Source organism: Extibacter muris (assembly GCF_004345005.1).
Classification (GTDB): Bacteria; Bacillota; Clostridia; order Lachnospirales; family Lachnospiraceae; genus Extibacter; species Extibacter muris.
In genome coordinates this window covers 1-558 of sequence record NZ_SMMX01000093.1, presented here as the reverse complement: position 1 = coordinate 558, position 558 = coordinate 1, and the positions used below count along the sequence as shown (strand labels likewise).

2 protein-coding genes are annotated in these 558 nt (G+C 50.5%); both read left to right on the top strand.

Translation table 11 applies throughout. The annotated features are described in order from the left end of the window. Positions 1-289: hypothetical protein (locus E1963_RS23930; protein ID WP_201272112.1), on the top strand; the 289-nt coding region annotated here is incomplete at its 5' end. A gap of 36 nt (positions 290-325) precedes the next feature. Continuing rightward, positions 326-558 (top strand): hypothetical protein (locus E1963_RS23925; RefSeq protein ID WP_201272111.1); only part of this gene is annotated, 233 nt, incomplete at its 3' end.

Genomic DNA, 558 nt, shown 5'->3' with positions numbered 1-558 from the left:
AAGAGCAGGGAGAAAGGAAGAAGGAAGGGGAAGGGAGAAAAGGAAGAAAGGGGGAGAGAGGAGGGGGAAGGAAGGCAGCAGAGCATCCGTTAGGAAGAAAGAGAGGAAGGAAGGGAAAAAGAGGAGGAGGGGGAGAGAGGAGGAGAAGAGAAAGGGGGGAGGAGGGAAAAGAAAGAGAGAGGAAGAGAAGGGAGGAGTGAGAGGAGAAAAGGGAGGAAGAAGAAGGGAAAAAGAGGGGGAAGGGGGAAGGATTGGAGGGGAGGAAAAACTATGCGGAGGGTTGGAGTAATGGGGAAAAAAAGAGAGAGGAGGAAAGAGAGGGGGAATGGGAAAGAGAAGGGGGGAAGAAGGGGGGAGAAGGGAGGGGGAGGGGGGGGGGGAGAAAAAAGAGAAAGAAAGGAGAGAGAAAAGGGGAAAAAAAGAAAGAGGAGGAAGGGAGGGGAAAGAAAGGAAGAAGAAGAGAAAAAAAAAAGAGAAGGCAGAGGGGAAGGAGAGGGAGGAATTATTAAAGGAAAGAAAAGAAGAAGAAAGGAAGCAAGAGAGGAGGGAAGGAAGGGA